General features: G+C 60.4%; 14 protein-coding genes. 6 read left to right on the plus strand and 8 right to left on the minus strand.

Annotated elements, in window-relative coordinates; genetic code table 11:
* Positions 1-49 precede the first annotated feature (49 nt).
* The 4 genes from WF513_RS15540 to rpmE all read right to left on the minus strand — a co-directional run bounded on the left by WF513_RS15540 (position 50) and on the right by rpmE (position 3,911).
* Entirely contained in the window at positions 50-1,318 is a 1,269-nt protein-coding gene (locus tag WF513_RS15540; protein WP_339080308.1) for a malic enzyme-like NAD(P)-binding protein, read from the minus strand.
* Positions 1,319-1,420: 102 nt separating this feature from the next.
* Positions 1,421-2,851 carry a M48 family metalloprotease gene (locus WF513_RS15545; protein ID WP_339083617.1) on the minus strand — a complete coding sequence of 477 codons (1,431 nt, stop codon included), beginning with the start codon at positions 2,849-2,851 and terminating at the stop codon, positions 1,421-1,423.
* A gap of 2 nt (positions 2,852-2,853) precedes the next feature.
* A complete protein-coding gene (locus WF513_RS15550) occupies positions 2,854-3,654 on the minus strand; it encodes a thermonuclease family protein (protein ID WP_339080309.1) in 801 nt (266 codons plus the stop codon).
* 17 nt (positions 3,655-3,671) lie between these two features.
* Positions 3,672-3,911, minus strand: coding sequence for a 50S ribosomal protein L31 (gene rpmE / locus WF513_RS15555; RefSeq protein ID WP_339080310.1), 240 nt, complete (start codon positions 3,909-3,911; stop codon positions 3,672-3,674).
* A 157-nt stretch (positions 3,912-4,068) separates the two neighbouring features.
* Here rpmE and WF513_RS15560 point away from each other — a divergent pair, with 157 nt between their 5' ends.
* The 6 genes from WF513_RS15560 (at position 4,069) to WF513_RS15585 (ending at position 12,050) form a co-directional block, all read left to right on the plus strand.
* On the plus strand, positions 4,069-6,288 hold the full coding sequence (locus WF513_RS15560) for a primosomal protein N' (RefSeq protein WP_339080311.1): 2,220 nt from the start codon (positions 4,069-4,071) through the stop codon (positions 6,286-6,288).
* Positions 6,289-6,474: 186 nt separating this feature from the next.
* Entirely contained in the window at positions 6,475-7,854 is a 1,380-nt protein-coding gene (gene dbpA / locus WF513_RS15565; RefSeq protein WP_339080312.1) for an ATP-dependent RNA helicase DbpA, read from the plus strand.
* 271 nt (positions 7,855-8,125) lie between these two features.
* Positions 8,126-9,310: an NAD(P)/FAD-dependent oxidoreductase gene (locus WF513_RS15570; protein WP_339080313.1), complete on the plus strand. Its 1,185-nt coding sequence runs from the start codon at positions 8,126-8,128 to the stop codon at positions 9,308-9,310.
* 90 nt (positions 9,311-9,400) lie between these two features.
* Positions 9,401-11,248, plus strand: a complete 1,848-nt coding sequence (locus tag WF513_RS15575; RefSeq protein WP_339080314.1) for an SLC13 family permease — start codon at positions 9,401-9,403, stop codon at positions 11,246-11,248.
* Between the two features lie 11 nt (positions 11,249-11,259).
* Positions 11,260-11,742, plus strand: a complete 483-nt coding sequence (locus WF513_RS15580; protein ID WP_339083619.1) for a transcription elongation factor GreAB — start codon at positions 11,260-11,262, stop codon at positions 11,740-11,742.
* A 74-nt stretch (positions 11,743-11,816) separates the two neighbouring features.
* On the plus strand, positions 11,817-12,050 hold the full coding sequence (locus WF513_RS15585; protein ID WP_339080315.1) for a DUF2789 domain-containing protein: 234 nt from the start codon (positions 11,817-11,819) through the stop codon (positions 12,048-12,050).
* Here WF513_RS15585 and WF513_RS15590 read toward each other — a convergent pair.
* The 4 genes from WF513_RS15590 to fba form a co-directional block, all read right to left on the minus strand.
* Positions 12,033-12,557, minus strand: coding sequence for a M48 family metallopeptidase (locus WF513_RS15590; protein WP_339080316.1), 525 nt, complete (start codon positions 12,555-12,557; stop codon positions 12,033-12,035). The two genes, WF513_RS15585 and WF513_RS15590, sit on opposite strands and share 18 nt — an antisense overlap.
* Before the next feature lie 90 nt (positions 12,558-12,647).
* Positions 12,648-13,748, minus strand: a complete 1,101-nt coding sequence (locus WF513_RS15595) for a PQQ-dependent sugar dehydrogenase (protein ID WP_339080317.1) — start codon at positions 13,746-13,748, stop codon at positions 12,648-12,650.
* 30 nt (positions 13,749-13,778) lie between these two features.
* Complete coding sequence (locus WF513_RS15600) at positions 13,779-14,234, minus strand: hypothetical protein (RefSeq protein WP_339080318.1); 456 nt, start codon at positions 14,232-14,234, stop codon at positions 13,779-13,781.
* A gap of 219 nt (positions 14,235-14,453) precedes the next feature.
* Positions 14,454-15,518 (minus strand): class II fructose-bisphosphate aldolase, encoded by a 1,065-nt coding sequence (fba, locus tag WF513_RS15605; protein ID WP_339080319.1) that lies wholly within the window; start codon positions 15,516-15,518, stop codon positions 14,454-14,456.
* Positions 15,519-15,538: the final 20 nt, after the last annotated feature.

Below are 15,538 nucleotides of genomic sequence, written 5' to 3' on the forward strand. Positions count from 1 at the left end.
CAATAAAAAACCCGCAGCGCGGGTTTTTTATTGCCTTTAGGCTGAGCGCTTAGCCGTTGAACACATCGTTAACCGACTGCAACGGGTAATGCTTAGGATACGGCAAGGTTGCTACACCGCTCTCAATCGCAGCCTTGGCCACAGCATCACAGACCACAGTGATCAATCGTGGGTCCATCGGCTTCGGAATGATGTACTCGCGCCCGAACGACAGAGCAATGCCGCCATAAGCATCGCAAACTTCTTGCGGCACCGGCAGTTTAGCCAGGTCGCGCAAGGCTAAGGCTGCGGCGATCTTCATTTCTTCGTTGATGCGAGTCGCGCGAACGTCGAGCGCACCGCGGAAGATAAACGGGAAGCCCAATACGTTGTTGACCTGGTTCGGGTAGTCGGAACGACCGGTGGCCATGATCACGTCATCGCGCACGGCATGGGCCAGTTCTGGCTGAATTTCCGGGTCCGGGTTGGAGCAGGCAAACACAATCGGCGTCGGCGCCATGCGCTTGAGGTCTTCGGGCGCCAGCAGGTTAGAGCCGGACAAACCAACGAAGACGTCAGCGCCTTCCAACGCATCTGACAGGGTGCGCTTGCTGGTCTCGCTGGCAAATACCGCCTTGTACTGATTGAGATCGTCGCGGCCAGCGTGGATAACGCCTTTGCGGTCAACCATAAAGATGTTCTCAACCTTGGCACCCATGCTCACCAACAGCTTCATGCAGGAGATCGCGGCGGCGCCGGCCCCCAGGCAGACAATCTTGGCGAGCGGCAGGGTTTTACCGGCAATTTCGAGGGCATTGAGCATGCCAGCAGCTGTCACGATAGCGGTGCCGTGCTGGTCATCGTGGAACACCGGGATGTCGCACTGCTCGATCAGCGTGCGCTCAATTTCAAAGCACTCTGGCGCCTTGATGTCTTCCAGGTTGATACCACCGAAGGTGATCGAGATACGGCGAACAGTGTCGATAAAGGCCTGCGGGCTCTCGGACTCGACTTCGATGTCGAACACGTCGATACCAGCAAATCGCTTGAACAGCACGCCCTTACCTTCCATCACCGGCTTGGACGCCAGCGGACCAAGGTCACCAAGACCCAGGATAGCGGTACCGTCAGAAATGACTGCCACCAGATTGCCTTTGCCGGTGTAGCGATACGCCAGCTCCGGGTCACGCGCGATTTCGCGCACTGGCTCAGCGACGCCTGGGCTGTATGCCAGGGCGAGATCGCGTGCGGTTGCGGTGGGCTTGGTTAACTCGACACTCAGCTTACCCGGACGAGGCTTAGCGTGATAATCGAGAGCGGCTGTTTTCAAATCAGACATAGGAGTAATTCCGCTTTGGGCTGTTGAACAGGCAGGCGGCCGAGGATACGCACGTTGTATACACCTGCACAAGACTGGTGAGGCTGGACGCTCACGAGCAACCTAACGCACGACTTTTAGCCAGTCGCCAGCACGCGGCTGACCTGATGGGTAGAGGTTATTCAGTAACCGTAATGCCTTGACCGCATCACCCGGCAACTTGCTGTTGTTAGCCAGCGCCTCAAGGGTTTGTCCAGGTTTAACCTTGACCATGTGCAGCCGTAAGGGTTTCACCTCTTTGCGCTCAGCACCGGTCATCGGCCGAAAACTGTTGATCACGCTTAAAAATTGCTCATCGTAACTTTCTAACGAGGCCCGACCACGCACCGCCGCCACCAATAAATACACCTGTGCGCCATGCTGAATAATCGCAACACGCTTAGCAGCATTACCGGCAATAACGGCGCTGTAGCCCTTAAGGCCGGCCTGCTGCAACTCGACACCCGCCACCAATCGCTGGCCACCCACGCGCTGGCGGAGCAGCTCAAGGGGAGGCAGACTTTGCGGATTGTCTTCCAGTGTCAGTGCCACAAATGCCTGCTGATCAGCGCTGTGACCGATCAGCGCGTCTGGGCGATTGAGTAGATTCCAGCCTTGGGGAAAGGCCAAGGTGAAGTTCAAATCCCCATGGTAAAACCGCTGGCCGCGACGCATCCCGGTGTCAGCGGAGTCACCGAAGGGCAAGCCTTCTAAGCGTTTGAGAAAGGCCTCACGATTAACCTCCTGCTCACCGGTCGCTAAGGCGCGCGCGGGGCCCACTACTTGCTGCAAGCGGCGGTCGTTGTCCGGGTGGGTATCAAAAACCCCGTGATAGCCACCGGCAGGTTGTGCATCACCGCGTTCAGCGGCTTGGTCTAGGGCGAAATCTTCCTGATTTTTCAGCACCTTGACCACTTCAATCATCGCCTGCGGGTCATAACCGCTGCGCGCCAAGTACTGCGCACCCAAGCCGTCGGCCTCAAGCTCCATGTCGCGACCATAACCGCGGACAAACGCATTGCCCAAGGCGCCCGTAATATCAGCGGCAGCGCCAACGCCGGTCCCTATCGCCACGGCCTGACCGAGCAAACCCCAGGCGGTGGACTGACTTTGCTGTTGCACGCTATGCCGCGCCGTGACGTGGCCCACTTCGTGACCCAGCACAGCGGCCAACTCGGCCTCCGAGCTCAGGTAGGCCAGCAGGCCACGGTGGATATAGATGTAGCCGCCGGGCAAGGCGAAGGCGTTGATATCCGGGCTGTCGACCACGGTGAACTGATAGGTCAGCTGATTGCGGTGGCTGTTCTTTGCCACCCGCTCACCCACACGCTGTACATAGGCTTGCAGCTGCTCGTCAGCGTAGCGCGGGTTTTCCTTGAGGATTTGCTGGTTGTAGCGCTGGCCGAGGTCGAGCTCCTGCTGCTCGCTCATCATCACAAAGTTGCTTTCTCCGGTGGCCGGATTAACCGCGCACCCGGCCAGTTGCAGCAACGCCAGTAACAACGATACACGCATGATCACGGCAACACCTCGAGTGCAGACTTATCGGTCAATGGCAGCATCCAACGCGCTTGGCCCTTACGCAATCCGCCACGCTTAGAGCGGTCAATCACCCAGCCGCGAGCCTCAACTTTTCGCCCCTTGAGCGCTTGGACCGCATGCAGGTCAAAATTACCCACGGACCGGGGCGCGATATGCAGCACCAGCAAATCGCCCATTTCCAGCCATAACCCACCCGCATTGCGCTCAATGCGCTCGACACGACCCTGAAGCAGGGCAAAGCCGCCTTGTTTGAGCTGCGTCGCGGCCTTTACTGGCGAGCGCTGCCAGAGCCCAACACGCGCCTGCCGCGCACTGCGCTCAGCCGCTTGCTGGCAGCGCACCAGCGCCAGATTGGGAGCAACCGCTACTCGGTAGCCCAGACCCTCACTGAGCAGCTGTGCCTCCAGATTACGCCCACGGCTGTCATAGGCATGCGCTAAGGTGCGGCCGTAATGATCCTTAGCCTGCCGACCGACCTGCAACAAGACCCGACCGTCACTGGCCGCCACCAACGCCTGCAAGCGCGCGCGCGCCTTGCCCGCAAAGGGTTCAGCAGAACGGCCCTGGCGGCCCATTTCGGGACTGTTCAGACCTATCAGGCGCACACTGCGGCCATCAACCAAGCGCAAGGTGTCGCCATCAACCACCCGCTGCACCTCAACGCTGGGCAGCTGACTTGGTGCGGGGCAGAACGCCAGCGCAGCGCCGGCATACAGGCTGAAAACGAAAAAGGCGCCCACCAGGGACGCCTTTTTCAGCAGTGCGAATCCAGCCATCAGGCTTGTCGCTGTGCTTATGCTTCTGGTGCTTCCGGTGCTTCTGTCTTAGCGCCGAACATACCGAAACGCTGCTTGAAGCGATCAACACGGCCGCCGGTGTCGAGCATTTTCTGCTTACCGGTGTAGAACGGGTGGCACTCGTTGCACACGTCCAAAGGCAGTGCTTTGCCCAGGGTGGAGCGAGTTTCAATCACGTTGCCACAGCTGCAGGTGGCGGTGATGGCGACATAGTTCGGGTGGATATCGGCTTTCATGGTGATTCCTCAGGGCTGTCACGCCGCCACCGGACACTATTGTCAGGTACCGCGCGGAATTAGGCCGGCGATAATACCAGCTCACCGCAGCGACGCAAGGCCGGCCGTCGTGTGGCTGCATGCTAAGATCGCGCCTCGCGGCTCAAGGAGTCACTGCGTGTCTGACGTTATTCTGCGCCTCGCCCTACCTTCACCGCTGCGCCGCCTGTTCGACTACCGCGCCCCTGCCGGTGTACCGCGCAGCGCGCTGCAACCGGGCGCGCGGTTGCGCGTGCCATTTGGTCGGCGCGAGATGATTGGCATCCTGATAGAAGTGACCGATCACAGCGCGGTCCCGGCAGATAAGCTCAAGCACGCCCTGCAACTGCTCGACGCCCAGTCTCCATTACCACCGGCGTTGTTCAAGCTGTGCCTGTGGACTGCGCAGTATTACCAGCACAGCCTCGGCGATACGTTGAGCTGGGCGCTGCCGGTGCTGCTCCGCCAAGGCGAACCGGCGGAAGCACGCCAGCAGCGCTTCTGGTCCGTGGCACCCGGCGCACAACTCGACGACCCGCGCCTGAGCCGAGCGCCGCGACAGCGTGATGCCCTGCAAACCCTCGGCCAACACCCGCATGGCGTTGCGCACCCGCTGCTGAGCAAACTACAGCTGAACAAAGACAGCCTCGATCTGCTGCTGGAAAAGGGCTTGGTCAAAGTCAACGTGCGCCGTCATGCGCCGAACGAGCGTCACGCCAACTGGCTGGCACAACCCGAGCTGCCGCTGAATGCAGAACAACGCGCCGCCACAGAGGCGATCCGCTCGGGCTTCGGCAGCTTCAATGCCTTTCTGTTAGCCGGCGTCACCGGCAGCGGCAAAACCGAGGTTTACCTGCAGCTGATTCGGGAAACCCTGGAGGCGGGTAAACAGGCGCTGGTGCTGATCCCAGAGATCAACCTTGGCCCGCAAACCTTGGCCCGTTTCGAGCAGCGCTTTAATGCCCGCATCGCTCTGCTGCATTCGGCAGTGAATGACCGTGAACGCCTCGACGCCTGGCTGGCGGCGCGCGATGGCGAAGCCGACATCATTATTGGCACCCGCTCGGCGCTGTTTACCCCGATGCAGCGACCGGGGCTGATCATCATCGATGAAGAGCACGACGCCTCCTATAAACAGCAAGAAGGTTTGCGCTATCACGCCCGCGATCTGGCCGTGGTGCGCGCGCATCAGGAAAACATCCCGATTGTCCTGGGCTCGGCCACCCCTTCGCTGGAGAGCCTGCACAACGCTCACAGCGGTCGCTACGCCCTGCTGCACCTGCGCGAACGTGCCGGCGGCGCCAAGCAACCGCGTTTTTTGCGTTTGGATGTGAAAAGCCGGCCGCTGGATTCCGGCATCTCTGGGCCGATGCAGCAGGCCATCGGCCAAACCCTAGCGGCCGGACAACAGGTGCTGGTGTTTCTTAATCGTCGCGGTTTCGCCCCCACCCTGCTCTGCCACGACTGCGGCTGGCTGTCAGAATGCCCACGCTGTGACGCACGCATGACCGTGCACCAGCGCTCTCGCGAGTTGCGCTGCCACCACTGCGGCCACGTCGAGCGCCAGCCAAACAACTGCCCCACGTGCAACAACGTCGACTTACGCCCGGTAGGGGCTGGCACCGAGCGCGCGGAAGAACGCCTGGAGATTCTCTTCCCTGATGTGCCGGTGTTACGCGTCGACCGCGACAGCACTTCACGCAAAGAGGCCATGACCACCCTGTTCAATACCGTGCAGCGCGGCGAGCCGTGCATTTTGGTCGGCACCCAGATGCTCGCCAAAGGCCACCACTTCCCCCGCGTCACCCTGGTGGCGATTCTCGATGCCGACGGCGGGCTGTTTTCCGCCGATTTCCGCGCCAGCGAACGCATGGCCCAGCTGATCGTGCAGGTTGCCGGACGCGCCGGGCGGGCCGAAGAGCCGGGCAAGGTGATTATCCAAAGCCACCTGGCCGATCATCCGTTATTGGTACAGCTGACCGAGCAGGGTTACTTCGCCTTCGCTGAACAAGCCTTGAGTGAACGCCGCAGTGCGGGTTTACCGCCCTTCTGCCACCTCGCTTTGCTAAGGGCAGAGGCACACAAACCCGGGCAGGCCGAAGGCTTTCTTGACGAGGCCTGCACAGAGGCCGAGCTGTTATTGAGCGAACTCAAACTCAGCGGCATCGAGTTACTCGGCCCAGTTCCCGCGCCAATGGAGCGCCGTGCCGGGCGCTACCGTGCTCAGCTGCTGGTGCAAGCCAATGCACGCGCGCCGCTGCACCGTTTGCTCAATAGCTGGATGCTGGCCCTGGAACAAATGCCCAGCGGCCGCGCCGTGCGTTGGTCGCTGGATGTCGACCCAATTGACTTGTTCTAGCCGTTGGTAGGCACCCGCTTGCTGCGATTGGCCGCCCCGCCGCTCAGCGGGCCAACACATCGCCAGCACGCAGGCGCCTGCATTAATAGCGCAAATACCTGCTCAGACGGACAACCGGCCTTTAGCGCTAAGCCACTGCGCACAGCCTGTTACACTGCGCGTCATTTCGTTTAGCAGGCCTGCACCGTGACCAACACCGCTTTCGCTTCTCTGCCGCTTTCCCCCGCCATGCTGGCGAACCTCGAGTCCCTAGGTTACACCGAGATGACCCCGATTCAGGCGCAGAGCCTGCCGGTAATGCTCAAGGGCATGGACCTGATTGCCCAGGCTAAGACGGGTAGCGGTAAGACTGCCGCCTTTGGCATCGGCCTGCTCAACCCGCTCAACCCGCGCTTCTTCGGTTGCCAGGCACTGGTCATCTGCCCGACCCGCGAGCTGGCCGACCAAGTCGCCAAAGAGCTGCGCCGCCTGGCGCGTTCAGCCGACAACATCAAAATTCTTACCCTGTGTGGCGGCGCGCCAATTGGCCCTCAAATCGGCTCGCTGGAGCACGGCGCGCAGATCATCGTCGGCACGCCGGGGCGTATTCAGCAGCACCTGAGCAAGGGCACGCTGAAGCTCGACGGCCTGAACACTCTGGTCCTCGACGAAGCCGACCGCATGCTCGACATGGGTTTTTACGACAGCATCGCCGAGATCATCGAGCAAACCCCGAGCCGCCGGCAGACCCTGCTGTTCTCCGCCACCTACCCGAGCAGCATCAAGCAGTTGTCCGCGAAGTTCATGCGTGATCCGCAACAGGTCAAAGCTGACGCCTTTCACGACGATACGCAGATCGAACAGCGCTTCTACGAAATCGCTCCGGAAGAGCGCATGGACGCCGTGGTCAAGCTGCTCAACTGCTACCGCCCACAATCCTGCGTGGCCTTCTGCTTTACCAAGCAGCAATGCCAGGAAGTGGTCGACCACCTAACCGCCAAAGGCATCTCGGCTGCGGCGCTGAACGGTGACTTGGAGCAACGCGACCGCGATCAAGTGCTGGCGATGTTTGCCAACCGCAGCCTGTCCGTTCTGGTGGCCACCGATGTCGCCGCCCGCGGCTTGGATATCGATGCACTGGATATGGTGATCAACGTCGAGCTGGCGCGCGACTCGGAGATTCACATTCACCGCGTCGGCCGTACCGGTCGGGCGGGCGAGAAAGGCCTGGCCATGAGCCTGGTGGCCCCAGCCGAAGGCCATCGTGCCCAAGCCATCGAAACCCTGCAAAAAGCGCCACTCAACTGGCACCCACTGAGCAGCCTGAAACACCAAGGTGGCGCACCGCTGCAACCGCCGATGATCACCCTGTGCATCAGCGCGGGACGCAAAGACAAACTGCGCCCCGGCGATATTCTCGGTGCCCTGACTGGCGAGGCTGGTATCCCTGGCGCGCAGGTCGGCAAGATCGCCATCTTCGACTTTCAGGCCTATGTCGCGGTTGAACGCAGCCTCGCCCTGCAGGCGCTCAAGTGCCTCAGCGAAGGTAAGGTTAAGGGCCGCACACTGCGGGTACGCACGCTCTAGCCATCTGGTTGACCTGCTATCAACTGCCCGGCGAGCGTTCGTTCCACGCAGTCGATAGTGTTTAACGGGCCATCGCCAAGCATCCTTGCGGTTAGGAGCGAAGAGCGCCAAATGCGCGCCCCAGATGGCTCAACTCAGTAAACCTGCACCTAGGTAAACTTCTCGGTTACAGGCCACCACCCCCGCGTGATGAACCCCGTACGAACCATCCGCTAACATGCGCGCTGGTTGGCGTCAGGCGTTCGTCGTGGTTAATCATGAGGACTATGCAGTGCTTACACCCCAGGTCGTGATTATTGGAGCCGGTGCCGCCGGGCTTATGTGCGCGCTGACGGCTGCGGCGCGTGGGCGGCAGGTGCTGTTGCTGGATCACGCCAATAAGGCTGGCAAGAAGATACTGATGTCAGGGGGTGGGCGTTGTAATTTCACCAATATGTATTGCGAACCGAGCAATTTTCTTTCGCAAAACTCGCACTTCTGCAAGTCCGCTCTGGCGCGCTACACCCAGTGGGATTTTATTGCGCTGGTGGCTAAGCACGGCGTGCCCTACCACGAGAAAAAGCTCGGCCAACTGTTCTGCGACAACAAGGCCAGCGACATCCTCGGCCTGCTGCTAAGTGAGTGCGAACACGCCGGTGTTGAGCTGCGCCTGAGCACCTCGGTCAGCGAAATCAGCAAACTCGGCAGCGGCTATCAACTGCAGACCAGCGCCGGCAGCGTGCGCTGCGAGTCCTTGGTGATCGCCAGCGGCGGCCTGTCAATTCCAACCCTTGGCGCCAGCGGCTTTGGCTATCAGGTGGCCAAGCAATTCGGCCATATCTTGCTACCCACACGCGCCGGCTTGGTGCCGTTTACTATTACCGACCCGCAACTTAAAGCACTCTGCAACGAGTTGTCCGGCACCTCAGTGGAAGACTGCCTGGTGAGCTGCAACGGCCAGAGCTTTAAGGAAAATATTCTGTTTACCCATCGCGGCCTTAGCGGCCCGGCGATTTTGCAGATTTCCTCATTTTGGCTACCGGGCGATGCCATCAGCATTAATCTGCTACCGCATATCGACCTGCCCGAGTGGCTGGAGCAGCAACAACGCGAACGGCCCAATAGCGAGTTAAAAACCCTGCTGGGTGAACTGTTCACCAAGAAGATGGCCGGGCTGCTGGCCGACAACTGGTTCACCTCCAAGCCGATGAAGCAATACACCCATGCGGAACTGAAGGCGATTGCCGACCAGCTCGGCGACTGGCAACTGGTGCCAGCCGGCACCGAGGGTTACCGCACAGCCGAAGTCACTCTGGGCGGAGTCGATACTCACGAGGTGTCATCAAAAACCATGGAGTCGCTGAAATCTCCGGGCCTGTATTTTGTCGGTGAAGTACTGGATGTCAGCGGTCACTTGGGCGGTTTTAACTTTCAGTGGGCTTGGGCGTCGGGTTACGCCGCTGCGCAGTTCGTCTAAACCGGCACCACAGGTATGCGCCCGGTAAACTCGGCATATGCTGCTTAACTGCTGCTTTAAGTAGCCCCTTTCTAAGGATGGTTTGCCCGCATGACCCAAGACCAAGGCCTTATTTTTGCCATCCTTGCTGCCACCATGGGCCTGTTCCTTTGGGGCCGTTGGCGGCATGACATCGTCGCGCTCGGCGCGCTACTGGCCTGCGTAATCACCGGCCTGGTGCCAGACCAAGAAGCTTTTACCGGCTTTGGCCACCCAGCGGTCATTACCGTGGCCTGCGTGCTGGTGCTCAGCTTCGGCTTGCAACGAACCGGTGCGGTTGATGCGCTGGCGCAACGGGTATTGCCTGCCGATGCCGGGCCTATGCTTTCGATTGCCGCTCTAACCGGTCTTGGCGCCGTGCTGTCGGCCTTTATGAATAACGTCGGCGCACTCGCCCTGCTGATGCCCATAGCCCTGAAGATCGCCAGTAAGCAGGAGCTGCCGCCGGGGCGTTTGCTGATGCCGCTGGCCTTCGGCACCATCCTCGGTGGTATGACCACACTGATCGGCACACCGCCTAACTTGATCGTGTCCAGCTTCCGCGCGCAGAGCGGCGCCGGACCGTTCTCTATGTTTGATTTCAGCCCGGTGGGCGTCGCCGTGGCGCTGACCGGTGTGCTGTTCATTACGCTGATCGGCTGGCGGTTGGTACCACGCCGGGAAGTGGTCGGCGTCGCCAGCTTTGACACGGGCACGTACATCACCGAGGCCCGCGTAAAAGAAGGCGCGAAGGCCGATGGCAAAAGCCTGCGCGAAGTCGAACAACTGCTCGAAGAAGCCGACGCCCAAGTAGTGGGCATGGTGCGCAACAAACTGCGTCTATCAGCCCCCAATCCGCGACGCATCCTCCAGGTCGATGACGTATTGGTGATCGAGGCCGAGCCTGAAGCACTCGGTGAGGTGCTCAGCAAGCTGGGTTTGAAGCTGGAAGCAGCCAAGAAACCCTCGCCGGATGAGGATGAGGATGAGGAGCACGAGGACAGCCAAGACGAAGACGCGGCAGCCGAGAGCAAGACCGAGGAAAAGAAGGACAGCGACAGTGACGACAGAGTGCTGCAGGAACTGCTAGTGCGCCCGGACTCGCAGCTGATCGGGTTGTCAGCCAGCAATATTCGCCTGCGTAATCGTTACAACATCAACCTGCTGGCGATCTCGCGGCAAAGCCATCGCTCGATCAAACGCCTGCGCTCGACCCTGTTTGAGCGCGGCGATGTACTGCTCATGCAAGGCGACTCGGCGGATATCAACGACTTTGCCAACGACTATGCCTGCGTGCCGCTGGCCGACCGCGCCATCAGCATTCCTAACCCCGCCCAGGCCGGCTTCGCCGCCGGCGTGATGCTGCTGGCGGTGATCCTCGCGGCGTTCGGCGTGCTATCAGCAGCCGTGGCCTTCGCCGCCGGCGTGCTGGTGTTTATGGTGGCGCGGATCGTGCCCCTGCGCCTGCTCTATCAATCCATCGACTGGCCGGTGATTGTGCTGCTGGGGGCGATGATCCCCGTCGCCGGCGCCATGTCTGCGACCGGCGCGGCCGACCTGCTGGCGCGGCTGCTAATGGAACATGTGGCGCAGGGCAATCCGGTGGTGGCACTGACGCTGATCCTGGTTGTGACCATGACCCTCTCGGACTTTATGAATAACGCCGCCACCGCGGCGGTGATGTGCCAGATCGCCTTAAGTGCCGCCAGCCAGCTCGGTGTTAACGCCGACTCGCTGCTGATGGCGGTAGCCATTGGTGCTTCTTGCTCCTTCCTCACCCCCATCGGCCACCAAAACAACACCCTGATCCTCAGCCCCGGTGGCTTTCGCTTTGGCGATTACTGGCGTTTAGGCCTGCCCATGGAAATTTTGGTGGTGCTGGTTAGCGTGCCGTTGTTGCTGCTGGTTTGGCCACTCTAGCCATGCACCGCCTGAACAAAAGCGCACTGCGCCAAGAGGTGATACAGCGCCTTGAGGACACCCTGCAACAGGCTCAGCAGGCGGCGTTAATGGCTTACGAAACAGCCACCGCCAAAGAAAATATCGCCGAAAACAAATACGACACTCTAGGCATCGAGGCGTCATATCTGGCCACCGGGCACGCTCGGCGGACGGCGGCTATTCGCCAGACTTTAGTGGACTGGAAGCGCCTGCTGCTGCGCGATTTTGACCCGCTACTGGGCATCCAACTCGGCGCCCTGATTGAGCTAAGCGACGATGATGGCCGGCGCCAATGCTTGTTTCTCGGCCCGGACGGTGCCGCCATGAAACTGCAGCAGGACGGCCAAACGGTGCAGGTGCTTGGCCCGCAAGCGCCGCTGGGGCACATGCTACGGGGCAAGAACGTGGGCGATGAACTGATCTTGCGCGTGGCCAGTGGCGTGCAACTGTTAACGATTCTGTCGGTCGACTAAGGGTAAGCAGCACCTCGGTGGCTATCCCTCGGTAGCCCCTTACCCGTCCCAGAATCGGATCATCAGGAGGCCATATGCACGCCCAAACCCACGACCTGCCAGCCTTGTTCAAACAACTTGGCCTGAACCATGACAGCGCCGCGATCGCGCGGTTTATCCAGCAGCACTCACCGCTGGCGGCAGAATGCCGGCTAGCTGACGCCACGTTCTGGAACCGCGCCCAGGCTACGTTTCTGCGCGAAGAGATTCTTGAAGATGCCGACTGGGCTGAAATCGTTGATCAGCTCAACCTAGCCCTGCGGGGCTGACAGTGTGCCCGTTGCACCGGGCAGTTCGCGCCAAGTCAGGTAGACCCGCAGGTCGAACTCCAGCTGGTGATAGCCGGGCAGCATGTATTCGCAGAGGTTGTAGAAGGCCTTGTTGTGCTCGGCTTCTTTAAGATGCGCCAGCTCATGCACCACAATCATCTGTAGAAACTCAGGCGCCGCCTCGCGAAACAGCGAGGCTACGCGGATTTCTTTCTTCGCTTTGAGCTTGCCGCCCTGCACCCGAGAAATCGCGGTGTGCAGGCCGAGGGCCCGGTGGGTCAGGTCGAGGCGGTTGTCGTACAGCACCTTGTCGATGGCTGGGGCATTACGCAAATGTTCCTGCTTCAGGCCCTGAATATAGGCGTACAGCGCCTTGTCACTTTGTATCCCGTGCTTGCCGCCGTAAGACTGCGCCAAGTAGTCGCCCAAACGCTGCTCGGCAATCAGCTGGCGAATCTTGTCTTGCAACTGAGCCGGGTAGGCTTGCAGGTATTTAAGCGGGGTCATGATCACTGCGACAGGGTGCGATAAGGCCGCGCATTATGCCCCAGCCGGCCCCTCGGTGGACGCTGACTGGAGCGCGGCTGGGCCACGTATTTAGTCACTCGGCACCACGCGCAACAGACGCCCCTCGGCGCTGTCGGTGAGCAGGTACAGCGCGCCATCCGGGCCGCCGCGCACGTCACGAATGCGCTCAGCCAGCTCTTCGAACAACACTTCCTCACCGGCTAACGTGCCGTCTTGCAAGCGGATGCGGCGTACGCTGCGCTCAGCCAAGGTCGAGGCAAACAGGTCACCCTGCCACTGCGGGAACAAGCTGCCGCGATATTGCATCAAGCTCGATGGCGCCACCGAAGGCGTCCAATGCAGCAGCGGTTGCTGCAAGCCCGGCAGTTCGGTGTAGGGCGAAATTTGCGCGCCGCTGTAATCGATGCCGAAGGTGATCAACGGCCAGCCGTAATTATTACCCGGCTTAATCAAGTTCAGCTCATCACCGCCACGCGGGCCATGCTCGTGACTGTAAAGGCGCTGCAGTTGATCGTCATAGACGATGCCCTGCACATTGCGGTGGCCGAGGCTGTAAATCTCCGCTGCGGCGCCGGCCTGCCCTACGAAAGGGTTGTCTTGGGGGATGCTGCCATCACGGTTGAGCCGCACGATTTTTCCCAGATGGTTGCTGGTGTTTTGCGCCTGCTCACGCCAATCAAAGCCATCGCCCAAGGTCAGCACCAAGGTGTTATCCGGCAAAAAGGCCATGCGCCCGCCGTAATGTGCGGCACCCGTTTTAGTCGGTAATGCACTGAACAGCACCTGCACATCCTGTAACTGCCCATCAACCAAACGCGCCTTGGCCAAGCGCGTGTTGTTGGCCTGCGTGGTGCCGTAGGCGTAACTCAGGTACAGCTGCTGGTTGCTGGCGAACTGCGGGTCAAGCATCACTTCCATCAACCCTGCCTGAGACGCCACAAAGCCTGCGGGCACACCACCAACCGGCTGCGGGTTGAGGCTGCCGTCTTGCTCAATGATGCGCAAACGACCCACGCGCTCAGTCACCAGCATGCGTCCATCCGGCAAAAAGGCCAGTGACCACGGATATTCCAGGCCAGTGGTCACGGTTTCAATGCGGTAATCCATGGCGTGCACCAGGCTGCTGCCAAGCAGGCCAAGCAATAACAGGGCGCGGGACGTCTTCAACATGGCATGGACCTTATGCGGGTAATGGATAAATCAAGATTGCGCAGGCGCTAAACGCTGCGCCAGCCGAGCAAACAACAGCGCACCGAAACTGCCGCACACCATCAGCCCAGCAGTACCGGCAAGGCTACGGTTAGCGCCGATCAGCGTCGGCATGGGCAGCATTGCATTGGCCAGCGCCAGCGCCGACCACACGGCCAGCGCGCCGGCTAGCGCAAACAATAACCAGCGGCCCGCCGGCCAATGCTGGGTCAACAGGCTCGCCGCCGGCAAAGCAAAGACAAACCCCAGCAGGACCAGAATCGCCAACGTCGGGCTAAAGCTGAGCAGATCAAGGCCGGTGGTGTGCAGGCGCACAGCAAGCGGCATGGGCGCGCCGAGGGCCTCTAAGTTAGCCAAGTTGAACTGGGTCTGCAGCATGCTGCCCAGCACACTGGCCAGCAACACAGCCAAGAGGAAATACAGCGAGGTGCGCAACTTACTTGGCATGCGGTCAGATATCCAAAAGCTACAGTGGCGCGAGTATGGCCCAGCACGGCGATCGGCACGCGTTCGGTGTTTTACATGGTTTTACCAAACCCTGGGTGAACGACAGGCGCAGGCGTTGGCCGAAAGCCGAAAAGACGCACGCCAAAAAACCATCCGTTCACCGCAAAAAAAATGCCGCTCACGGGGTTACGTGAGCGGCATCGAGTGTATCGATAAGGTTTAGTTGACCTTAGCGGCCAGCTCACCCTTGGCATAACGCTGGAACATGGTTTCCAGGTTCATCGGTTTGATCTTCGAGGCATTGCCGGCGGTGCCGAAGGCTTCGTAGCGCGCGATACAGATGTCGCGCATGGCCGTTACGGTGGCACCGAAGAATTTACGCGGGTCAAACTCGCTCGGGTTCTCGGCCATCAGGCGACGCATGGCACCGGTGGACGCCAAGCGCAGGTCGGTGTCGATGTTGACCTTGCGCACGCCGTACTTGATGCCTTCGACGATTTCTTCAACCGGCACACCATAGGTTTCTTTGATGTCGCCGCCGTACTGGTTGATGATCGCCAGCCACTCTTGCGGTACCGAGCTGGAGCCGTGCATCACCAGGTGGGTATTGGGGATGCGCGCATGGATCGCCTTGATGCGGTCGATGGCGAGGATGTCGCCGGTCGGCGGCTTGGTGAACTTGTACGCGCCGTGGCTGGTGCCGATGGCAATGGCCAATGCATCGACCTGTGTTTGCTTGACGAAGTCAGCAGCCTCTTCTGGATCAGTGAGCATCTGGCTGTGGTCGAGAATACCTTCAGCGCCGACGCCATCCTCTTCGCCAGCCATGCCGGTTTCCAAGCTGCCCAAGCACCCCAACTCACCTTCCACCGACACGCCGCAGGCGTGGGCAAAAGCCACCGTTTGCTGGGTCACGCGCACGTTATAGTCGTAGTCAGCAGGCGTTTTGCCGTCTTCTTTCAGCGAGCCGTCCATCATCACCGAGCTAAAGCCAAGCTGGATTGAGCGCTGGCAGACGTCCGGGCTGGTGCCGTGGTCCTGGTGCATGCACACCGGGATATGCGGGAACTCTTCAATCGCCGCGAGGATCAAGTGGCGCAGGAACGGCGCGCCAGCATATTTACGGGCGCCGGCCGAGGCCTGAACGATCACCGGGGAATCGGTTTTGTCAGCCGCTTCCATGATCGCGCGCATTTGCTCGAGGTTGTTGACGTTAAACGCCGGCACGCCGTAGCCGAATTCGGCGGCGTGGTCGAGCATCTGGCGCATGCTGATAAGTGCCATGGTGGTCTTTCTCCCGGTGG

Origin of the sequence: Pseudomonas sp. TMP9 (genome assembly GCF_037943105.1) — a bacterium.
Taxonomy (GTDB): Bacteria; Pseudomonadota; Gammaproteobacteria; order Pseudomonadales; family Pseudomonadaceae; genus Aquipseudomonas.